This window comes from Actinoplanes sp. CA-131856, from assembly GCF_050956135.1.
In the GTDB taxonomy this organism is placed as follows: domain Bacteria; phylum Actinomycetota; class Actinomycetes; order Mycobacteriales; family Micromonosporaceae; genus Actinoplanes.
In genome coordinates, this window is the sequence record NZ_CP191849.1 from 8,347,213 (window position 1) to 8,363,222 (window position 16,010).

The 16,010-nt window shown below is 70.1% G+C and carries 17 protein-coding genes; 11 read left to right on the top strand and 6 right to left on the bottom strand.

What is annotated here, in order from left to right; translation table 11 throughout:
- Positions 1-10 precede the first annotated feature (10 nt).
- The gene (locus ACQP2X_RS38290; RefSeq protein ID WP_498690316.1) at positions 11-184 is read left to right on the top strand and encodes a hypothetical protein; all 174 of its coding nucleotides are present in this window, start codon (positions 11-13) and stop codon (positions 182-184) included.
- On the opposite strand, the gene ACQP2X_RS38295 is transcribed toward ACQP2X_RS38290, so the two are convergent.
- The 3 genes from ACQP2X_RS38295 to ACQP2X_RS38305 all read right to left on the bottom strand — a co-directional run bounded on the left by ACQP2X_RS38295 (position 158) and on the right by ACQP2X_RS38305 (position 2,374).
- Positions 158-1,159 (bottom strand): App1 family protein phosphatidate phosphatase, encoded by a 1,002-nt coding sequence (locus ACQP2X_RS38295; protein ID WP_498701147.1) that lies wholly within the window; start codon positions 1,157-1,159, stop codon positions 158-160. The two genes, ACQP2X_RS38290 and ACQP2X_RS38295, sit on opposite strands and share 27 nt — an antisense overlap.
- Before the next feature lie 122 nt (positions 1,160-1,281).
- Positions 1,282-1,989, bottom strand: a complete 708-nt coding sequence (locus ACQP2X_RS38300; RefSeq protein WP_498690317.1) for a hypothetical protein — start codon at positions 1,987-1,989, stop codon at positions 1,282-1,284.
- A 70-nt stretch (positions 1,990-2,059) separates the two neighbouring features.
- Positions 2,060-2,374, bottom strand: a complete 315-nt coding sequence (locus ACQP2X_RS38305; protein ID WP_498690318.1) for a hypothetical protein — start codon at positions 2,372-2,374, stop codon at positions 2,060-2,062.
- A gap of 94 nt (positions 2,375-2,468) precedes the next feature.
- Between ACQP2X_RS38305 and ACQP2X_RS38310 the strand changes: the two genes are divergently transcribed.
- The 8 genes from ACQP2X_RS38310 to ACQP2X_RS38345 all read left to right on the top strand — a co-directional run bounded on the left by ACQP2X_RS38310 (position 2,469) and on the right by ACQP2X_RS38345 (position 12,179).
- Positions 2,469-3,314: an NAD-dependent protein deacetylase gene (locus ACQP2X_RS38310; RefSeq protein ID WP_498690320.1), complete on the top strand. Its 846-nt coding sequence runs from the start codon at positions 2,469-2,471 to the stop codon at positions 3,312-3,314.
- A 182-nt stretch (positions 3,315-3,496) separates the two neighbouring features.
- Positions 3,497-4,495: a LacI family DNA-binding transcriptional regulator gene (locus ACQP2X_RS38315; RefSeq protein WP_498690321.1), complete on the top strand. Its 999-nt coding sequence runs from the start codon at positions 3,497-3,499 to the stop codon at positions 4,493-4,495.
- A gap of 490 nt (positions 4,496-4,985) precedes the next feature.
- On the top strand, positions 4,986-6,674 hold the full coding sequence (locus tag ACQP2X_RS38320) for an ABC transporter substrate-binding protein (RefSeq protein WP_498690323.1): 1,689 nt from the start codon (positions 4,986-4,988) through the stop codon (positions 6,672-6,674).
- Between the two features lie 63 nt (positions 6,675-6,737).
- Complete coding sequence (locus tag ACQP2X_RS38325) at positions 6,738-7,781, top strand: ABC transporter ATP-binding protein (RefSeq protein ID WP_498690325.1); 1,044 nt, start codon at positions 6,738-6,740, stop codon at positions 7,779-7,781.
- The gene (locus ACQP2X_RS38330; protein WP_498690326.1) at positions 7,778-8,758 is read left to right on the top strand and encodes an ABC transporter permease; all 981 of its coding nucleotides are present in this window, start codon (positions 7,778-7,780) and stop codon (positions 8,756-8,758) included. The genes ACQP2X_RS38325 and ACQP2X_RS38330 overlap by 4 nt, the downstream gene beginning before the upstream one ends.
- Before the next feature lie 3 nt (positions 8,759-8,761).
- A complete protein-coding gene (locus ACQP2X_RS38335) occupies positions 8,762-9,772 on the top strand; it encodes an ABC transporter permease (RefSeq protein WP_498690328.1) in 1,011 nt (336 codons plus the stop codon).
- Positions 9,769-10,800, top strand: a complete 1,032-nt coding sequence (locus ACQP2X_RS38340) for an ABC transporter ATP-binding protein (protein WP_498690330.1) — start codon at positions 9,769-9,771, stop codon at positions 10,798-10,800. Before ACQP2X_RS38335 ends, ACQP2X_RS38340 begins: the two co-directional genes overlap by 4 nt.
- The gene (locus tag ACQP2X_RS38345) at positions 10,797-12,179 is read left to right on the top strand and encodes a GH1 family beta-glucosidase (RefSeq protein WP_498690331.1); all 1,383 of its coding nucleotides are present in this window, start codon (positions 10,797-10,799) and stop codon (positions 12,177-12,179) included. The genes ACQP2X_RS38340 and ACQP2X_RS38345 overlap by 4 nt, the downstream gene beginning before the upstream one ends.
- 72 nt (positions 12,180-12,251) lie before the next feature.
- Here the strand turns inward: ACQP2X_RS38345 and ACQP2X_RS38350 are convergent, their stop codons facing one another.
- Complete coding sequence (locus ACQP2X_RS38350; RefSeq protein WP_498690333.1) at positions 12,252-13,478, bottom strand: ROK family protein; 1,227 nt, start codon at positions 13,476-13,478, stop codon at positions 12,252-12,254.
- A 73-nt stretch (positions 13,479-13,551) separates the two neighbouring features.
- On the opposite strand from ACQP2X_RS38350, the gene ACQP2X_RS38355 reads away from it, so the two are divergent.
- Both ACQP2X_RS38355 and ACQP2X_RS38360 read left to right on the top strand, forming a co-directional pair.
- Positions 13,552-14,379: a class I SAM-dependent methyltransferase gene (locus ACQP2X_RS38355; RefSeq protein WP_498690334.1), complete on the top strand. Its 828-nt coding sequence runs from the start codon at positions 13,552-13,554 to the stop codon at positions 14,377-14,379.
- A gap of 56 nt (positions 14,380-14,435) precedes the next feature.
- A complete protein-coding gene (locus tag ACQP2X_RS38360; protein WP_498690336.1) occupies positions 14,436-14,645 on the top strand; it encodes a hypothetical protein in 210 nt (69 codons plus the stop codon).
- On the opposite strand, the gene ACQP2X_RS38365 is transcribed toward ACQP2X_RS38360, so the two are convergent.
- Together ACQP2X_RS38365 and ACQP2X_RS38370 are read right to left on the bottom strand one after the other, a co-directional pair.
- Complete coding sequence (locus ACQP2X_RS38365) at positions 14,635-15,180, bottom strand: hypothetical protein (protein ID WP_498690338.1); 546 nt, start codon at positions 15,178-15,180, stop codon at positions 14,635-14,637. The genes ACQP2X_RS38360 and ACQP2X_RS38365 overlap by 11 nt on opposite strands.
- A gap of 10 nt (positions 15,181-15,190) precedes the next feature.
- On the bottom strand, positions 15,191-15,940 hold the full coding sequence (locus tag ACQP2X_RS38370; protein ID WP_498690340.1) for a hypothetical protein: 750 nt from the start codon (positions 15,938-15,940) through the stop codon (positions 15,191-15,193).
- Positions 15,941-16,010: the final 70 nt, after the last annotated feature.

A 16,010-nucleotide genomic window follows, 5' to 3' on the forward strand; every position in this document is an offset into this window, starting at 1 on the left:
TCCTCGGGTGATGCGTTGGTGGAAAGTAGTGGGATTGGCCGGTCTGGCGGGAGTCGCCGCGACGGGCGCCGTTGTCGCGCGGGCGGAGCGCCGCCGGAGGCAGTACACGCCCGAGGAGATCCGGGAGCGGCTGCACCAGCGGGTGGCCGAGGCCGCCTCAGACAACATCGGTGTCTCGGAGTAGCGACCAGAGTCCCGCCCCGTCGGGCGCCGAGAACCAGGTCTTGCCGCCGGAGCCGACCGCCTCGGGATCGCCCGACGGGCCGGGCACCGCGCCGGCCAGCACCGACTGCGTGGGTGACAGGCGGCGGATGGCGACGGCGGCCACGTTGTCCGGGTGGGCGTGCGCGAACTCGGAGTAGATCTCCTGGTCGTGCTGTCCGTCGTCGCCGATGAGCAGCCACTTGATCTTGGGGAACTCCTGCGACAGCCGTTGCAGGGTGGTGCGCTTGTGCTCCTGGCCGCTGCGGAACCAGCGGTCGGGGGTCGGTCCCCAGTCGGTCAGCAGCAGCGGGCCCGCCGGGTAGAGATGACGGGACAGGAAGCGCGACAGGGTGGGCGCCACGTTCCACGCGCCGGTCGAGAGGTAGAAGACCGGTGCGCCCGCGTTCGCCGTGATGAGGCGCTCGTAGAGCACGGCCATGCCGGGCACGGCCATGCGCGCGTGCTCGTCGAGCACGAACGTGTTCCACGCCGCGAGCAGCGGACGGGGCAGGGCGGTGACCATGACCGTGTCGTCGATGTCGGAGATGAGCCCGAAGCGGCACTCGGGGTCGACCACCCGGATCGGCGCCTCGGCCGGCGCCGCGCCCTCGGTGAACAGCCGCACCTTGCCCCAGCCGGGCTCGAGGTCGCCCTTGACCCGGCAGTCGACGTAGCCACTGCGGTCGGTGCGGGTCTCGGTGATGCTGTCACCGACCTGGATCTTCACGATGGCGCCGTTGACCGGTGAGGTCGTGAAGCTGCGCCAGCCGCGCACCTTCTCCAGCTTCTTGCTCCGCTGCGGGCCCCGGGTGAGCACCACACGGGCCATCACGCGAGCCCAGCCGGGCGCACCGTACCCCGTGTAGGCGGTGATCACCGGCTGCCAGCCGCGGTTACGCAGCCGGCGTTCGACGATCTCGTGAAGCGCGTCCTCCACCCGGGCGGCCCGGTGCATCCGGATCACCGGCGGCTGCCCTGCCGGGGTTGTCGCCACGCCGGCGCCTCCTGCCCTCTCAATCGGCCTGCCCGGCTACGGTACCCGCCCACCATGGTCCTCACGCAGACCACAGCGGATTACTAGGCGGTGGCCGGAATCTCGCCAGTTGACCACTGGTCGGCGAACCACTGCTCGTCGGCCGGGCGCGGGCGCACGCCGGCCCGGGCGATCGCGGTGGCAGCCTCGGCGCGCAGCACGCGCAGGGCGTCGGCGTCCTTCTCGGCGGTCTCCCACAGCTCGCGCTCACGCTCCTGAAGGGCCTGATATTCGGCCCGGCGGTGGGCGCGGATCGCGTTGCGCAGCGCGGCCTCCTGGACGACCGGGTGCAGGCGCGGGTTCCAGCCGCGGTGGGCCAGCACGTCGTTGAGCTGGGCGATGGAGAGCTCGCGGTTGCGGCAGGCGGCGGTGGCCGCGTGGTGCAGATAGCGCTCACGCACCTGGTTCTCGCCGGGCTTGCGGCGGCGGCTCATCAGCGGATAGGCGGCGGCCCGGGTGGTGCGCCGGGCGGCCTGGTCGGCGGTGTCGAAGGCCAGCCAGGCCTCGTCGAGCTCGCGCTGGGTGGCCTCCCACTCGGCGCGGCTGCGGGCGGCGGTCGCGGCGGCGCGCCCGGCCGCGACGGTGACCTCGTCGGCGTAGCGCTGGGCCTCGGCCTCGGCCGGCGAGGGGGCGGGCGCGTGCCGGGGAATCGCCATGGCGGCGACGGCGATCGCGATGCCGAGCAGCAGGAGCAGCCAGAGCGCGACGGCCAGGGGCAGGGAGACGAAGAAGCTTTCCAGGGCGGTTTCCATCGCAACCTCACGATCGTTTCGTGGGCGGATATAGGAAAGGTGACTTACGACAGACGCGGCAAAAGTGGGCTCAGAGAGCCGGCGGCCCGCGGACCGGGCGGACCCGGAGGGCGACACCGATGAGCAGGACGATCACGGTCGCCGCGATCAGCGCCAGCACGGTCACGGGAGGCGCCGGCTCGGGCTCGTCGACGAGGGTCGCCGTCGGCGTCTCGCTTGCGGCCTCAGCTCGTACGGACGAAACGACCGCGACAGGCGCAGCCGGCGCAACCGGCGGGGTCGCGGGGACCGTGAAGGCAAGCGCGAGCATGGCCAGCCCCGTGAGGAAGCGCAGGAGGCGGCGCCCGTCCCAATGACGGGGGAGCACACGCGTCACTGCTGCCACGCGACCAACGTACCGAATCGGGCGGAAACGCGCACGGGCTCGCAAGAGTTACGCCGCTGACAGTCTTCTCACCGGAAGAGGGACTATTGACCACGTGGACTTACAGGTAGTACGGCAGGTGGCCGAGCTCGAAGAGTGGATCTCCGAGGGCGGCGTGGTGGTGCTCAGCGGGGCCGGGCTCTCCACCGACTCCGGCATCCCGGACTACCGGGGCCCGTCCGGGTCGGCCCGGCGCTCGACGCCGATGACCTATCAGACGTTCACCCGCGATCCGATCGCCCGGCGCCGCTACTGGGCGCGCAGCCATCTGGGCTGGCGCACGATCGGCGAGGCCCGGCCCAACGACGGGCACCGCGCGGTCGCGCGCATGCAGGAGGCGGGCGCGGTCCAGGGCGTCATCACGCAGAACGTGGACGGTCTGCACCAGGCCGGCGGCGCCCGTGACGTGGTCGAGCTGCACGGCAACCTGTCCCGCATCGTCTGCCTGGACTGCGGCGATCTGACGCCACGGGAATGGATGGCGGCCCGCCTGGACGAGGCCAACCCGGACTTCCGAGGGGTGGCCACGGCGATCAACGCGGACGGCGATGTGGAGCTGGACGACACCGAGCTCGACGGTTTCGCGGTGGTCGACTGCACAACCTGCGGCGGCATGCTGAAGCCGGACGTCGTCTACTTCGGTGAGACGGTGCCGCCGGAGCGCGTGTCGCGCAGCTTCGGCCTCGTCGCCGCCGCGCGGACCCTGCTGGTGCTGGGATCCTCGCTGACCGTCATGTCGGGCCGCCGTTTCGTGCTGCGGGCGGTCAAGGACGGCATCCGGGTGGCGATCGTCAACCGCGGCGTGACGCGCGGGGAGCCGTACGCGGGGGTCGTCGTCGATGCCCCATTGGGCATCGTGCTGCCTCATCTCGCCTCGAAGGTTGCGACCGTTTCGTCCTGAAGCTCGTCAATGGAGCGCTCCCATCGACGGCCGTAATCGCACTGAAACCTAAATATTGATTTGACACCGTTGACGTGACCGGCCTCACTGGCGTTAACTGCCGGAACCGCTCCCGAAACCGGTTCCGACACATGGCCGTAAAGAGCCGGTGACACCGAGCGGTCAGAACTAACGGAGGACAAGTGCCGATCACCATCGCCGACGTCGCGGCTCGGGCCAAGGTCAGCAAGACGACCGTGTCCCGGGTTCTCAACGGCAAGGGCGAGCTGGACGAGTCGACCGCCGCGCGGGTCCGCGCGGTGATCGAGGAGCTCGGCTACGTGCCCAGCGCCCGCGCCGTCGGCCTGGCCCGCGGCCGCACCCGGGTGGTCGGCATGCTCGTGCCGTCGCTCACCTGGCCGTGGATCGGCGAGGTCATCCAGGGCGCGGTCGACGTGCTCGAGACCGAGCGGTACGGCCTGCTGCTGTTCACGTGCAACCGCGGCGAGGAGTCGATGCGCCAGTTCGGCGCGCAGGTGTCGGCCAAGTCGTTCGACGGGCTGCTGGTCATCGAGCCCGAGGGCACCCTCGACTACATCGCCACGCTGCACGCCCGGGGACTTCCGGTGGTGCTCATCGACGACCGCCACCAGGCCTCGGGCCAGATCCCCAGCATCGGGACGACCAACCACGACGGCGCCGGCTCGGCCGCGCGCCACCTGCTCGAGATCGGCCGCACCCGGCCGCTGATGGTGACCGGGCCGGACCGCTTCGGCTGCACCCAGCAGCGGTTCACCGGCTTCGCCACCGTCTTCGCCGAGGCCGGGCACCCCATCACCACCGACCGGGTGCATCCCGGCGATTTCACGACCGCCGCCGGCGCCGCCGGCGTCCGGGCCGCGCTGGAGTCCGGTGTGGACTTCGACGCCGTGTTCGCGCACAACGACCTGGCCGCCATCGGCGCCATGCGTGAGCTGCTCGACCACGGCAAGCGGGTGCCGCAGGACGTCGCCGTGGTCGGCTTCGACGACATACCGACCGCGGCGCACACCCAGCCGCCGCTGAGCACGGTGCACCAACCGCTGCGCGAGATGGGCGAGGCGGCGGCACGCGCGCTGCTCGGCCACTTCGAGGGCACACCCCTGCCCAACCGCCCCACCGTCATTCCCACCACCTTCACTCCCCGCTCCTCCACCCTCTAAAAGCCTTACCCCATAACGAAAACGCCGGCCCACGGCCGGCGGCGGGCCCCTGCGCCCATCGCTCCCACGACGCCCGCCCCCGCTGGCGCCGCGATGCCGCACGCCCTCCTCCGCCCGACGCCCGACGCCCGCCGTCCTCCCCCGCCCGACAACCCGCCCTCCTCCCCGCCTGACCACTCGCCGCCTCCCCGCCCGACCACTCGCCGCCTCCCCGACCGACCACTCGCCGCCCCGCCCCAGGCGGACCGAGCCCGTCGCCCCAGCCCGAGCCCGTCGCCCCAGCCTGAGCCCGTCGCCCCGCCCCGAGCGACCCGAGCCCACCACCCGCCCAAGCGGAACGAGCCCACCCCCGCTCGACCCGCCCCAGCGGAACCAGCCCACAGCTCCACCCGCCCCAAGCGGAACCAGCCCACAGCTCCACCCGCCCCAAGCGGAACCAGCCCACCACCGCTCCACCCGGATAAAACGCGATTTATCGAGGAGATTCGTGATGCAGAGAAGGAAACTGTTCGCGGTCGCCCTGGCGAGCGCGCTCGCCACCGGCGGGCTCGCGGCGTGCGGCGACTCGCCGAACGCGAACAACGCCAACAACGCGAACAAGTCGTCGGTCGACTTCCTCAAGATCGGCATGCCGAACGGCACGCAGACCGAGAACCACAACCCGTTCGCCGGCACCTCCTCGGCCAACGCGCTGGGCTACAAGTGGATGATCTACGAGCCGCTGACCCAGTGGAACCCGGTCAAGCCGGCCGACCCGGCCACCCCCTGGCTGGCCAGCAGCGTCAAGTGGGCCGACGACTACAAGTCGGTCGACATCACCGTCCGCGACAACGCCACCTGGTCCGACGGGCAGAAGCTGACCGCCGAGGACGTCGGCTACACGTACACGCTGATCAAGGGCAACGACGCGCTCAACCAGTACGCCGTGCCGTACGACCAGATCACCGTCAGCGGCAGCAACGTCAAGCTGACCTTCAAGTCGTCGCAGTTCGTCAACCAGAACAAGATCCTGGCCAACACGCCGATCGTCCCCAAGCACGTCTGGGAGAAGATCTCCGACCCGGCCACCGACGTCAACAAGAACCCGATCGGCTCCGGCCCGTACACGCTGAAGTCCTTCACCCAGGCCGGCGTCACCCTCAGCGTCCGCGACTCCGGTTACTGGCAGGACCTGCCCAAGGTCAAGGAGCTGCGGTACGTCTCGTACGCCGACAACAGCGCCCAGGCGACCGCGCTGGCCAACGGCGAGTCGGAGTGGAGCTTCGTCTTCATCCCCAACGCCCAGCAGACCTTCGTGGCCAAGGACCCGGCGCACCACAAGCTGTGGGCCCCCGGCGTGCTCGGCATCCACGGCCTGTACATCAACACCACGGTCAAGCCGTTCGACGACCCGAAGCTGCGCCAGGCCATGAACATGGTCATCAACCGGACCGACATCTTCAACCAGGCCGAGGCCGGCTACTTCCACCCGGAGATCAAGAGCGTGACCGGTCTGCCGCCGGGCGCCGGTGACGCGTACATCGCCCCGGAGTACAAGGGCAAGGAGTTCTCGGTCGACGTCGAGGGCGCCAAGGCTCTCCTGCAGAGCGCTGGTTACAAGCTGAACGGCAAGACGCTGAGCGACCCGAGCGGCAAGCCCGTGAAGATCAAGCTCAGCGACCCGGCGCCGTGGTCGGACTACCAGACCACGCTGGAGATCATCAAGAGCAACTTCGCCGAGATCGGCATCGAGGCCACCGTCGAGAAGCCGAACCAGGACGTGTGGGACGCCAACGTGCAGAAGGGCGCCTTCGAGGCCTCGATGCGCTGGACCAACGGTGGCGCCACGCCGTACGACATCTACCAGACCGTCATGGACGGCGCCCTCATGAAGCCGATCGGCACCGCCGCCCAGCAGGGCAACTTCGGCCGCTTCAACAGCCCGGAGGCCACGGCCGCGCTCAAGGCGTACGCCAACGCGACCAGCGACGCCGACCGCACCGCCCAGATGAACAAGATCCAGAAGGTCTTCGTCGAGCAGGCACCGATGCTGCCGGTCGGCGCCGACAACGTGGGCGCGGCCTACAGCGACAAGAACTGGACGGGCTGGCCGACCGACGCCGACCCGTACTCGGGCGCGCAGCCGACGCAGCCGTACGCCCTCCAGATCGTCCTCAAGCTCAAGCCCGCCGGCGCCTGACGCCCGACTCGCCGCTCCCCGCACCGTCCGCGGGGAGCGGCACCTCAACGAAGGAACAAGCGCATGACGTCGACAAAGGAAGCCGAGGCTCCTTCCGGCGAGGTGGTGCTCGAGGCGGTAGGCCTGACCAAGCACTTCCCGGTCCGCCGGCAACTCAGACAGATCTTCCGCAAGGAGCACGAAGCGGTTCACGCCGTCGACGATGTGAACCTCACCCTCCGCCGCGGCCAGGTGGTCGCCCTCGTCGGCGAGTCCGGCTCGGGCAAGTCCACTGTGGCCCGCCTGCTGGCCCAGCTCTATCCCCGTACGGCCGGCGACATCAAGCTCCATGGCGAGAGCACGAAGGTCAAGGGTGGCCGGCCGTTCCGCGAGTACGCGGCCCGGGTCCAGATGATCTTCCAGGATCCGTTCGCGTCCCTGAACCCGGTGCACACCATCAGGTATCACCTGACCCGGGCGCTGAAGATCCACGGGAACGCCGAGGACCTCGACGCCGCCCTGCACGACCTGCTGACCAGGGTCAGCCTCACCCCGCCCGAGCGCTATCTGGACAAGTTCCCGCACGAGCTGTCCGGCGGGCAGCGCCAGCGGGTGGCGATCGCCCGTGCCCTCGGCGCCCGGCCCGAGGCGCTGCTGGCCGACGAGCCGGTGTCCATGTTGGACGTGTCGATCCGTCTCGGCGTACTGAATCTGTTGCGGGACCTCAAGGAGCGCCTCAACCTGGCGATCCTCTACATCACCCACGACATCGCCTCGGCCCGCTACTTCGCCGACCAGACCCTCGTCATGTACGCCGGGCGGATGGTCGAGGGCGGCGACAGCGAGACCGTGACCCAGTCGCCGGCCCATCCGTACACCAAGCTGCTGATCGACTCGGCGCCCGACCCGGACCGCCTCACCGGCGACCTCGATCCGCTGGACGAGGACCGGGGCAACGGCGAGCCGCCGAGCCTGATCCATCCGCCCACCGGATGCCGCTTCCATCCGCGCTGCCCGGCCGCGATGCCGCGCTGCTCGACCGACCTGCCGGTGCCGCTCCAGATCGGCGACGCCCCCGATCACTGGGCCGCCTGCTGGCTCTACGACGACGCGGAGGTGGCGAAGTGAGGTACTTCCTCCAGCGCATCGCGTTCTATCTGTTCACGGCCTGGGCCGCGATCACCCTCAACTTCTTCATCCCGCGCCTGGTGCCGGGTGACCCCGTACAGTCGCTCATCGCGAAATATCGCGGCCAGCTCAGCACCGAGGCCATCCAGTCGCTGTACGTCCTGTTCGGCCTGGACAAGCAGGAAAGCCTGTGGCAGCAGTACATCGACTACTGGAAGCAGATCTTCCAGGGTGATCTGGGCCTGTCCTTCACGTTCTTCCCGGCGCCGGTCTCGCAGGTCATCTCGCAGGCCCTGCCGTGGACGGTGATGCTGGTCGGCATCACCACGATCATCAGCTTCCTTCTCGGCACCGGGCTGGGCGTGCTGGCCGGCTGGCGGCGCGGCTCGTGGGCCGACGGTCTGCTGCCGGTCACCACCTTCTTCTCGTCGGTGCCGTACTTCTGGCTCGGCATCATCGCGATCTACCTGCTGGCCGGGCCGGACAGCTTCTTCCCGTCGTCCGGCGGCTTCGACTCGGGTCTCGTGCCGGCCTGGGACCAGTACTTCATCCCGAGCGCCATCCAGCACAGCCTGCTGCCCGCGCTGACCATCCTGATCTCGTCGGTCAGCGGCTGGATCCTGAGCATGCGCAACATGATGGTGACGGTGGCGTCGGAGGACTACATCACCGTCGCCCACGCCAAGGGCCTGTCCGAGCGGCGGGTGGCGGTCAGCTACGCGGCCCGCAACGCGTTGCTGCCCAACGTCTCCGGGTTCGCGCTGTCGCTCGGCTTCATCGTCGGCGGCACGCTGCTGGTGGAGATCGTGTTCTCGTACCCCGGCCTGGGCTTCACGCTCCTGCAAGCGCTGGGCGCCAAGGACTACCCGCTCATGCAGGGCATCTTCCTCGTCATCACCATCTCGGTGCTGGTCGCCAACCTGCTGGCCGACGTGGCGTATCTGCTCCTCGACCCGCGCACCCGCAAGGAGGGCTGAGCGATGACGATCCCCACCTCCAGCATCGAGCAGGTGATCCCCGGGCAGGGCTCGATGGCCCAGCCCGAGGAGCCGCACCCGAGCAGGCGCAAGCGGCAGCGGTTCACCTTCGTCCGCAACAAGAAGGCGGCCGTCGGCCTGACCATCCTCGGGCTCTACATCCTCTTCGCGATCATCGGGCCGTGGATCGCGCCGTACGATCCCAGCGCCCGCGGCAACGACCTGGTGCAACCGCCCTCGGCCGACCACTGGCTCGGCACCACCCACCTGGGCCAGGACGTGTTCAGCCAAATCCTGGTCGGCACCCGCAGCGTGATGTACGTCGGCCTGCTGGCCGGCACGATCGCGACCGTGCTGTCGGTGCTGATCGGCGTGACCGCCGGCTATCTGGGCGGCAAGACCGACGACGTCCTCTCGGCGTTCGCCAACGTCATCCTGGTCATCCCGGCCGTCCCGCTGATGATCATCATCACGTCGATCCTGAACAACGCCAGCGACACCCTGATCGCGCTGGTCATCGGCCTCACCTCGTGGTCGTGGAACGCCCGGGTGCTGCGCGCGCAGACCCTGTCGCTGCGCCGGCGTGACTACGTCGAGGCGTCGCGGGCGACCGGCGAGAAGACCTGGCGGATCATCGGCTTCGAGCTGCTGCCCAACCTGACCGCGGTGATCGCCTCGGGCTTCGTCGGCACCGTCATCTTCGCCGTGCTCTCCGAGATCACGCTGGCCTTCATCGGCGTCGTCAACAACGGCTGGAACTGGGGCACCATCCTGTTCTGGGCCCAGGGTCAGCAGGCCCTGGCGCAGAACGCCTGGTGGTGGTTCGTGCCGGCCGGTCTCGCGATCGCCTTCCTGGGCACCGCGCTGTCCCTGATCAACTTCGGCATCGACGAGTTCGTCAGCCCGCGCCTGCGCAGCGCGGGCAAGACCAAGGTCAAGACCGCCTCCGGCCGGACCGTACGGATGCGCATCGGATTCACCCCTGTTCTGTCGAAGGGCGGCGATCGGCCGTGAGCGAACCCGTTCTCGAAATCCGCGATCTGAACGTCGACTACGGCCTGGGCGACCGAGCCGTGCACGCCGTACGGGACGTCAGCCTCACCCTGCATCGCGGCGAGGTGCTCGGCCTGGCCGGCGAGAGCGGCTCCGGCAAGTCGACGCTGGCCTACGGCCTGACCCGGCTGCTGCCCCCGCCCGGCGTCATCACCGGGGGCGAGGTCGTCTATCACCCCGAGGGCGGTCAGCCGTACGACGTCCTGGCCCTCAACGACCGCAAGCTGCGGCAGTTCCGCTGGGCCGAGACGGCGATCGTTTTCCAGGGCGCGATGAACTCGCTCAACCCCGTCCACAAGATCTCGACCCAGCTCACCGACGTGCTCAAGGCCCACGAGCCGAAGATGAGCGAGCACACCCGCAACGCCCGGGCCCGCGAGATGCTCAAGCTGGTCGGCATCTCGCCGGACCGGATGGACGCCTATCCGCATCAGCTGTCCGGCGGCATGCGCCAGCGCGTGATGATCGGCATGGCGCTGATCCTTCAGCCGCAGGTGGTCATCATGGACGAGCCGACCACCGCCCTCGACGTGGTGATGCAGCGGCAGATCCTGGGCCAGCTGATCGAGCTGCGCGAGCGGCTCGGCTTCTCGGTCATCTTCATCACGCACGACCTGTCGCTGCTGGTGGAGTTCTCCAACCGGATCGCCATCATGTACGGGGGCCGGATCGTCGAGGAAGCGCCGGCGGCGACGATCTACCGGGACGCCCTCCATCCGTACTCGGCCGGGCTCCTCGCCTCTTTCCCGGCCCTGCGCGGCCCGAAGCGCGAGCTGGCCGGCATCCCGGGCTCGCCACCGGACCTGGCCGGTATGCCCAGCGGATGTTCGTTCCATCCGCGCTGCCCCCAGGCGTTCGAGCCGTGCTCGACGAAGATCCCAGTGCTCGGGCCGCCGGCCGACACGAACGGCCGCTCGGTCGCCTGCTGGCTCCACCCTCCGGCCGACCGCCCGGCCGGCGCCCTCGACCTTTCCCTGGAGAACCGTTGACATCCGCAACCGACCTGGCGCCCCTGATCACCGGCCTGCCGCCCTCCTTCACCTGGGGCGTGGCCACGGCCTCGTACCAGATCGAGGGCGCGGTGGCCGAGGACGGGCGCACCCCGTCCATCTGGGACACCTTCAGCCGTACGCCGGGAGCCGTGCACAACGGCGACACCGGCGACGTGGCCTGCGACCACTACCACCGGATGCCGCAGGACGTGGCGTTGATCAAGAGCCTGGGCATGGACAGCTACCGGTTCTCGGTGGCGTGGCCGCGGGTGCAGCCCGGCGGCCGCGGGCCGGTCAACCCGGCCGGCCTGGCCTTCTACGACCGGCTGGTCGACGAGCTGCTGGCCAACGGCATCGACCCGTGGGTGACGCTCTACCACTGGGACCTGCCGCAGGAGCTGGAGGACGCGGGCGGCTGGCCCAACCGGGACACCGCCTACCGGTTCGCCGACTACGCGGCGATCGTCTTCGCGAAGCTGAAGGACCGGGTCGGCACGTTCACGACGCTGAACGAGCCGTGGTGCTCGGCCTGGCTCGGCTACAACGTGGGCGTGCACGCGCCCGGCCGGCGTGACTTCGACGCGTCGCTGGCGGCCACACACCACCTGCTGCTGGGACACGGGCTCGCGCTGCAGGCGATGCCGTCGGACACTCATAAGTTCGGCATCACCCTGAACATGGGCACGGCCGACCCGCTGTCCTCCTCGGACCTCGACGCCGAGGCGGCCCGGCGCGCCGACGGGATGGGGCTGCGGCTCTACCTCGACCCGTTGCGGCACGGCACCTATCCGGCCGACGTCGTGGCCGATCTGGCCGCGCGGGGTTCGGCGATGCCCGTACAGGAAGGCGATCTGGAGATCATCTCGCAGCCGTTCGACGTGCTCGGGGTCAACTTCTACTTCGGGCAGGACTTCGCCGGTACGGATCTCGACGGGAACACCGTCGACACCGCCGGCGAGCCGGTCGTGCGGGCGGTGTTCCCGGACACGCCACGCACGGCCATGGGCTGGCCGATCACGCCGTCCCGGTTCACGGCGCTGCTGACGCGGCTCGCTCGCGACTACCCCGGGCTGCCGATGGTGATCACCGAGAACGGCGCCGCCTTCGACGACGTACCCGACAACTCCGGATTTGTCGCCGACCATGACCGTACGGCCTATTTGTCATCACACATCGCGGCGGTAGCCGCGGCCCGGGACCAGGGCGCCGACATCCGCGGCTATTTCGCCTGGTCGCTGCTCGACAACTTCGAGTGGGCCGAGGGCTACGCGAAGCGCTTCGGCATCGTGCGGGTGGATTACGAGACGCAGGAACGGATCCCGAAGCAGAGCGCTCTCTGGCTGCGGGACTCGATCGCCGCGCTGCGCTCGGCCTGACGCTCCACCGCCCGCCCCGGCCGGCCGGTCAGGGAACGCTCCGGGGCGCCGCCCCGGGACTCGGCCGGCCGGTCAGGAACCGCTCCGGGGGCGCTGCCTCGGGGCGAAGGCCAGGACCGGCTCGGCCGGCGGCTCGGGCAGGCCGCCGTCGGCCAGCAGCCGGGCGACCGGCAGGGTGGCCGCGCCCATGGCCACGGCGTCGCGGCCCAGTTGGCACACGTCGATGCTGGTCGCGGCGTACGGGCGGCGCAGCGCGTGCCGGGCCGCGGCCCGCCGGATCTCGGGCAGGAAGCGGGCCGCGAACGCCGTGCCGGTCTCGCCGCCGACCACGATGCGCTCCGGGCTGAACAGGTTGATCAGGTCGGCGATGCCGGCCCCCAGATAGCCCGCCGCCTGCGCGAACACCTCGATCGCGGCCGGCTCCTCGCTGGCCAGCATGCGGGGAAGCAGCTCCGGAGTGTGGTCGACACCGAGGGCGGCGGCCAGCCGGGCGCCGATCCGGTCGGCTCCGATGTACGCCTCCAGGCAGCCCCGGGCGCCGCACCGGCACTCGTCACCGTCGTAGATCAGCGTGGTGTGGCCCCACTCGCCCGCGTTGCTGTTCGCGCCCCGATAGGAGCGCCCGTCCATCACGACGGCCGCACCCACTCCCGTACCGATCATGATGATGACCGCGTGCCGCGCCCCGCGGCCGGCGCCGAACCACATCTCGGCCTGCCCGTGCGTCTTGGCGCCGTTCTCCACGAAGACCGGCACGTCGGTGCCGGCCCGCAGCATCGCGCCCAGCGGCACCGCGTCCCAGCCGGTCGACTGCGAGTCGACGACACCGTCGTCCACCTCGACCACGCCGGGCACGCCCACCCCGAAGCCGAGCACGTCCTTCGTCTCGACCCCGGCCTCGGCCACGACCCGGGCCAGCCCTTCGAGCAGCTTCGCGGCGACCTGCGCGGGGTCGTCGTCGTGCTCGAGGGTGGCCGCGGCCAGCCGCGACATCGACAGGTCGTAGAGCTCCACCAGCACCCGGGTCTCGGCCACGTCGGCGCCGACCACGTAGCGGAAGCCGGGCCGCACCCGCAGCAGCACCCGGGGACGGCCACCGTCGGAGCCGACCAGGCCGGCCTCCTCGACCAGCCCCTCCTCGATCATCTCGCCGATCAGGTTGCTCACGCTGGCCTGGCTCAGCGCCGTGGTGGCGGCAAGCTGCTGGCGGCTCTGCATGCCACCGCGGAACAGGTCGGTCAGCAGACTCGCCCGGTTCGCCCGGCGCACGTCCCGGACCGTCGTCCGCCTGGTCTCCATGAGATGACATTCAACGCCATCACCGCGCGAAAACGTAAGGCGCGGGCCACCGCCGACGGCATATCGTGCCCGAGTGACCGACTACCGCGACGTGAACCGGGCCAACTGGGACGAGCGGGCCGCCGCCCACGCGGCCTCCCCGGGCTACTCCGTCTCCCAATACGCCGACGATCCGGCCTTCCTGAGCCAGACCATCCGCTTCGACCGGCCGTTGCTCGGCGACGTGTCCGGGCTGCGCGGCGTCCACCTGCAGTGCCACATCGGCACCGACACGGTCTCGCTCGCCCGGCTGGGCGCCACGATGACCGGCCTCGACTTCTCGCCCAAGTCGCTGGCGGAGGCCCGGCGCGTCGCCGATCTCGCCGGCGCCGATGTCCGGTTCGTGCAGTCGGACGTCTACGACGCGGTGGCCGCGGCCGGCGATGGTTACGACTTCGTCTACACCGGAGTCGGCGCGCTGTGCTGGCTCCCCGACATCCGCCGCTGGGCCCGCACGGTCGCCGCCCTCCTGCGCCCCGGCGGCCGCCTGTTCGTCCGCGAGGGCCATCCCGTGCTCTGGGCCCTCGACTACGAGCGCGACGACGACCTGCTCGTGCTGTCCGAGCCCTATTTCGAGACGGCCGCTCCGCAGATCTACGAGGAGGCCGGGACGTACGTCGAGACGGACACCGCCTTCACCAACAACGTCACCCACGAGTGGAACCACGGCCTGGGCGAGATCGTGACGGCCCTGCTCGAGGCCGGCATGACCATCACCGGCCTGGTCGAGCACACCAGCGTTCCCTGGCACGCCCTCGAGCGCAGCATGGTCGACATCGGCGACGGCGAGTTCCAGTTGCGTGACAAGCCGGAGCGGCTGCCACACACGTACACCCTCCAAGCGGTCCGCACTCCCGTTTAGAGATCAAAGCCTTCGGGGTACGTCGGCGGTCAATCCCCACTACCCAGGAGGCCCCGATGCGCTTCGGAACGATAGGCGGGCTGATCGTCATCCTCTGGCTCGTCCTCGGCGGCGTGGCCGCCTACGAGCGCGGCTATTTCAAGGACACCGGCGACACCAGCTGTGCCGAGTTCGGCACGATCGTCGTCACCACTCTGGCCGGACCGCTCAACTGGATGGGCGTCAACCCGAAGATCAAGTGCGACGTCCCCGAACCTAGCAAGTAGGACCCTTCGTCACTCCCCCGAGCCACGGATCGTCGAGCACACCGGCGTCGAGCCCGACGCCGGTGATCGCTTTCAGGGCCAGGGCCGCGCACTGGCTGGGCGTTCCCGAGCGCTCATCGAGCCCGTCGACCCAGCCCGGGTCGAACCTTCCCCACGACCCGAGCGTCACGGCGCTCATCCCCGCGATCACGTCACCGTCCTCGGCCACCAGCAGCTCGATCTTGTTGGGGTCGCGGTAGATCGAGCAGGCCCGCCCGGCCTCGGACAGCTCGCCGAGCATCTCCGGATCGGCCCCGATCCAGCCGAGGGTGCCCTCGACCTCCAGCACCAGAGTCCCGTCACCGGCCGGCTTGGCCAGCAGCATCACCTCGGGCGGCCGTAGCGCGATGCGCCGGCTGGCCACGGCGAGCCCGCCCGGCACCGGGGCCACCTCCCGGACGCCCATCATGTCGAGCGTGAGGGCCGGCGCCAGCACCGTGACGGTGACGCACCAGCCCTCACCGAGGCGCCGAGTCAGATCGAGGGTCTCCGTCACGGAGCCGAGGTTATTCGTGCGGCAGCAGATGACGCCAGGTCACGCTGACCACGCGGTCGTCCGGCAGCCGGTACGAGCGCCAGTCCCACACGTCCTTGCGGGGAAGCGCCCGGATCACGCTGCGGGCCTGACGGCCACGAACGTTTCGGCTGCTCCACCACGTGTCCTTGGGGAACGCGGGCGGCGTGACCCCGGACGGCCACGGCTGCGTCTCGGCAACCGGCCCGCCTCCGGCCAGAACGGCGACCATGCGGACGGCATCCGGGCGGTAGGCGGCGCCACGCTTGCGGACCCGCCCGCGGCAGGCCATGAGATCGTCGTAGAGCTCGTAGGTGGCGGCCGCGTATCCGCGATGCTGCCGGTAGGCGGTGAACGCGTAGGCGTCCAGCCGCAGCGTCCGGCCACGCCACCGGGCTTCGAAGTGGCTGGTCGGCGCGTCCGCGATCTGCGGGTCATCGGGACCGAGCAGCAGCTTGCCGTTGGCCGGGTCACGAAGCACACGAGCCGAGTGCCGCAGAAGATCGTCGACCTCACCGGCCCGAAGCCGCAGCCGCCGCTCCGCGTCGACAATGGCCGTGCCATCGCGGTAGACGACAAACTGAGGCGGCCGGATCTGGTCATAGCCGGCCGGAACGAAGCCGCCACCTTCGGAGTAGAGAACGACAGGCTCATTGCCGTACGCCGCCTCGGCCACCCCACCCGGAACCAGCACCCCGGCACCGACAACGGCCACCCCGGCCAGGAATTGTCTGCGCTCCATCTGCCACACCCCCGTCAGCTCACCACTCCCCCGATAAACGCACATTTCGGACAGCGGCAACGGCAGACTC

Bases quoted from the DNA above. Each gene is read 5' to 3' on its own strand.
- ACQP2X_RS38325 (WP_498690325.1), top strand. From the start codon at position 6,738: ATGACGTCGACAAAGGAAGCCGAGGCTCCTTCCGGCGAGGTGGTGCTC.
- ACQP2X_RS38370 (WP_498690340.1), bottom strand. From the start codon at position 15,940: ATGGAGCGCAGACAATTCCTGGCCGGGGTGGCCGTTGTCGGTGCCGGG.
- ACQP2X_RS38290 (WP_498690316.1), top strand. From the start codon at position 11: ATGCGTTGGTGGAAAGTAGTGGGATTGGCCGGTCTGGCGGGAGTCGCC.
- ACQP2X_RS38320 (WP_498690323.1), top strand. From the start codon at position 4,986: ATGCAGAGAAGGAAACTGTTCGCGGTCGCCCTGGCGAGCGCGCTCGCC.
- ACQP2X_RS38360 (WP_498690336.1), top strand. From the start codon at position 14,436: ATGCGCTTCGGAACGATAGGCGGGCTGATCGTCATCCTCTGGCTCGTC.
- ACQP2X_RS38295 (WP_498701147.1), bottom strand. From the start codon at position 1,159: ATGCACCGGGCCGCCCGGGTGGAGGACGCGCTTCACGAGATCGTCGAA.
- ACQP2X_RS38350 (WP_498690333.1), bottom strand. From the start codon at position 13,478: ATGGAGACCAGGCGGACGACGGTCCGGGACGTGCGCCGGGCGAACCGG.
- ACQP2X_RS38335 (WP_498690328.1), top strand. From the start codon at position 8,762: ATGACGATCCCCACCTCCAGCATCGAGCAGGTGATCCCCGGGCAGGGC.
- ACQP2X_RS38300 (WP_498690317.1), bottom strand. From the start codon at position 1,989: ATGGAAACCGCCCTGGAAAGCTTCTTCGTCTCCCTGCCCCTGGCCGTC.